This is a genomic window from Thioclava sp. UBA3469 (genome assembly GCF_002378135.1).
Lineage (GTDB): Bacteria > Pseudomonadota > Alphaproteobacteria > Rhodobacterales > Rhodobacteraceae > Thioclava > Thioclava sediminum.
Genome location: NZ_DFRG01000127.1, coordinates 1 through 3,003, shown reverse-complemented (window position 1 = coordinate 3,003; position 3,003 = coordinate 1). Strand labels below are relative to the sequence as shown.

At 66.6% G+C, this 3,003-nt stretch carries 4 protein-coding genes; 3 read left to right on the top strand and 1 reads right to left on the bottom strand.

Annotated elements, in window-relative coordinates; all coding sequences use genetic code 11:
- The first annotated feature begins 30 nt into the window (after window positions 1-30).
- From queG to B3D39_RS10225, 3 genes are all read left to right on the top strand, one after another.
- Window positions 31-1,071: a tRNA epoxyqueuosine(34) reductase QueG gene (gene queG / locus B3D39_RS10235; protein ID WP_286789660.1), complete on the top strand. Its 1,041-nt coding sequence runs from the start codon at window positions 31-33 to the stop codon at window positions 1,069-1,071.
- A 46-nt stretch (window positions 1,072-1,117) separates the two neighbouring features.
- Window positions 1,118-2,059 (top strand): DMT family transporter, encoded by a 942-nt coding sequence (locus B3D39_RS10230; RefSeq protein ID WP_274962961.1) that lies wholly within the window; start codon window positions 1,118-1,120, stop codon window positions 2,057-2,059.
- A 104-nt stretch (window positions 2,060-2,163) separates the two neighbouring features.
- Entirely contained in the window at window positions 2,164-2,349 is a 186-nt protein-coding gene (locus tag B3D39_RS10225) for a hypothetical protein (RefSeq protein WP_078601701.1), read from the top strand.
- Between the two features lie 86 nt (window positions 2,350-2,435).
- Here B3D39_RS10225 and B3D39_RS10220 read toward each other — a convergent pair.
- A partial coding sequence (locus tag B3D39_RS10220) for an aminotransferase class IV (RefSeq protein WP_286789659.1) occupies window positions 2,436-3,003 on the bottom strand: 568 nt, incomplete at its 5' end.

Sequence of the window (3,003 nt, the reverse complement as noted above, 5' to 3'; positions counted from 1 at the left end):
CCCCCGGGATATTTGGACCAAGGCGAAGCCATGAGTGCGGAGTTGAAAGCGCGGTTGATCGAGACGGCCCTTGCCGAGGGTTTCTCGAAGGCGCGCATCACCACGCCCGACGCCATCCCGCAGGCCGCCGAACGGCTGGCCGCCTTCGTGAGCGCGGGGATGCATGGCCAGATGGGCTGGATGGAAGAGCGCATGGGCTGGCGCGGCGATCCGGCGTCGCTGTGGTCCGAAGCGCGCTCGGTCGTGATGCTGGCCGAGACCTACACGCCCGATTACGACCCGCTGGACCTGCTGAAAGCGCGCGATCACGGGGTGATCTCGGCCTATGCGCAGGGAAAGGATTACCATGATCTGGTGAAGAAGCGGCTCAAGCGCGTCGGGCGCTGGTTGCTCGATCAGGCGCCCGAAGGCGAGCAGATCAAGGTCTTCGTCGACACCGCCCCGGTGATGGAGAAGCCCTTGGGCGAGGCCTCGGGTCTGGGCTGGCAGGGCAAGCACACGAACCTCCTGGCGCGCGATCTGGGCAGCTGGTTCTTCCTCGGCGCGATCTTCACCACGGTGGAGCTGCCGCCCGACGCGCCGGAGATCAGCCATTGCGGGTCTTGCACGGCCTGCCTCGACATCTGCCCGACCGAGGCCTTTCCCGCGCCCTACCAACTCGATGCGCGACGCTGCATCTCCTATCTGACGATCGAGCATAAGGGGTCGATCGATGAGGAGCTGCGCGCCAAGATGGGCAACCGGATCTATGGCTGCGACGATTGTCTGGCCGTCTGCCCGTGGAACAAGTTCGCCGCAGAGGCGCGCGAGGCGCGCTATCACGGCGGCGTCGGCGCGCCGCCTCTGGCGGAACTGGCGGCGCTCGACGATGCCGGATTCCGGGCGCGGTTCTCGGGCTCGCCGATCAAGCGGATCGGGCGCGACCGCTTCCTGCGCAATGTACTCTATGCGATTGGAAACTCTGGCGATCCGGGTTTGGCCGAGGCCGCGCGCCCGCATCTGGACGATCCCGATCCAGTGGTGGCCGAGGCCGCGCAATGGGCGCTCTCACGGCTGGAGCAAGCAGCGTGACGAAACCGATTGCCGCGCCCCGCTCACGGCCTATCTGATCGCGGTCATGACACCGGTTACCACCCAGACCCCTCGCCCACTCCTCGGGATCGCGCTGAAGCTCGGCACGGTCACGGGCTTCGTCATCATGCAGGCGCTGATCAAATCGGTCTCCGACCGGGTGCCGCCGGGCGAGGCGGTGTTCTTCCGGTCTTTCTTCGGCATCGTGCCGATCCTGCTCTGGTTGCTGTGGCGCGGTGAGCTGCAGGGCGGGTTGCGGGTGGAGAAACCGATCAACCACGTCATGCGCGGCGTCGTGGGAACCACCGCGATGGCGCTGAGTTTCGCAGCGCTCGCCTTCCTGCCGCTGCCCGAGGCGACCGCTCTGGGCTATGCGGCCCCTCTGCTGACGGTCGTCTTTGCGGCGGTCTTGCTGGGCGAGACGGTGCGGATCTTCCGCTTCTCGGCGGTCGGGCTGGGCATGGTGGGCGTTCTGATCGTGCTTTGGCCCCGGCTGGGCGGCAGCGGGCCGGAAGGCGGCGCGGAGGCGCTTGGTGCGGGGCTGGCACTCGCGGGCGCAACCTGCGCGGCGCTGGCGCAGATCCAGATCCGCCGCATGGTCGGGTCGGAGCGCACCTCGGCCATCGTCTTCTGGTTCTCCTGCACCGCCTCGGTGCTCTCGCTGGCCTCCCTGCCCTTCGGTTGGGTCGTGCCGACCGCGTGGGAGGCGACGCTTCTGATCCTCGCAGGGCTGATCGGCGGCACGGGGCAGATCATGCTGACCTCGGCCTATCGCTTCGCCGATGCCTCGCTGGTGGCGCCGTTCGACTACGCCTCGATGCTGCTGGCGCTGGTGATCGGCTACACCATTTTCGCGGAAGTGCCGAGCCACGCGACCCTCGCCGGGGCCGCGCTCATCATCGCGGCCGGTATCGCGATCATCCTGCGCGAGCACTGGCTGGGGCTGGAGCGCAAGCGCGCGCGCAAGGCCGCGACGCCCCAAGGCTGAGCGCCGATCCGCCTGCGACAATAAACCTGCCTGCCCCTGCGTCACGACTCAGTCGAATCGTGCTATAGTCCCGCTATCAGAGGCGATGACGAGAGGAGGAAGATATGTCCCGTCACATCATCGACCGCGCCGAACTCAAGGCAGAAGGGCCGCGCGTGAAGCGGTTTCTCGAATTGCAACGGCGCGAAGGCATCCACCCGGCGATCAAGGAGCTCAGCAAACGCGGGCGGCCCGACCACGGCGCGCGGATGAAACAGTTCCTGCGGATCGAGCGGGCTGAAGCCACCTGACGACCTGATCGGCGCTCAATAGCTGTGAAAACGCGAAAGGGCGTGCCGGGGGGCACGCCCTTCTGTTTTCTCGACCGACGCGCGGATCAGGCGCGCACGAGTTTCTCGTAGGTCTCGGCGATGTCGCGGGTCAGCGCGCCGACCTCGAAGTTGAAGTCGCGGATCTGACTGACCGGGGTCACCTCGGCTGCGGTGCCGGTGAGCCAGCACTGTTCGAACTCGGCCAGTTCGGTCGGCTCGATCAGGCGCTCGTGGACGGTGATGCCCTTTTCCTTCAGCAGGCCGATCACGGTCTGACGGGTGATCCCGTTGAGGAACACGTCGGCCTTGGGCGTGTGAACCTCACCGTCTTTCACGAAGAAGATGTTCGCACCGGTCGCCTCGGCCACGTAGCCGCGCCAGTCCATGAACAGCGCATCCGAATAGCCGCGATCTTCGGCGGCGTGCTTGGACATGGTGCAGATCATGTAGAGACCGGCGGCCTTCGCTTCAGCCGGGATCGTGCGCGGATCGGGACGACGCCATTTCGCGATGTCGAGCTTGGCGCCCTGCATCTTCGCATCGCCGTAATAATTGCCCCATTCCCAGCCAGCGACGGCCAGACGCACCGGGTTCTTGCGCGCCGAGACGCCCATATCCTCGCCCGCGCCGCGC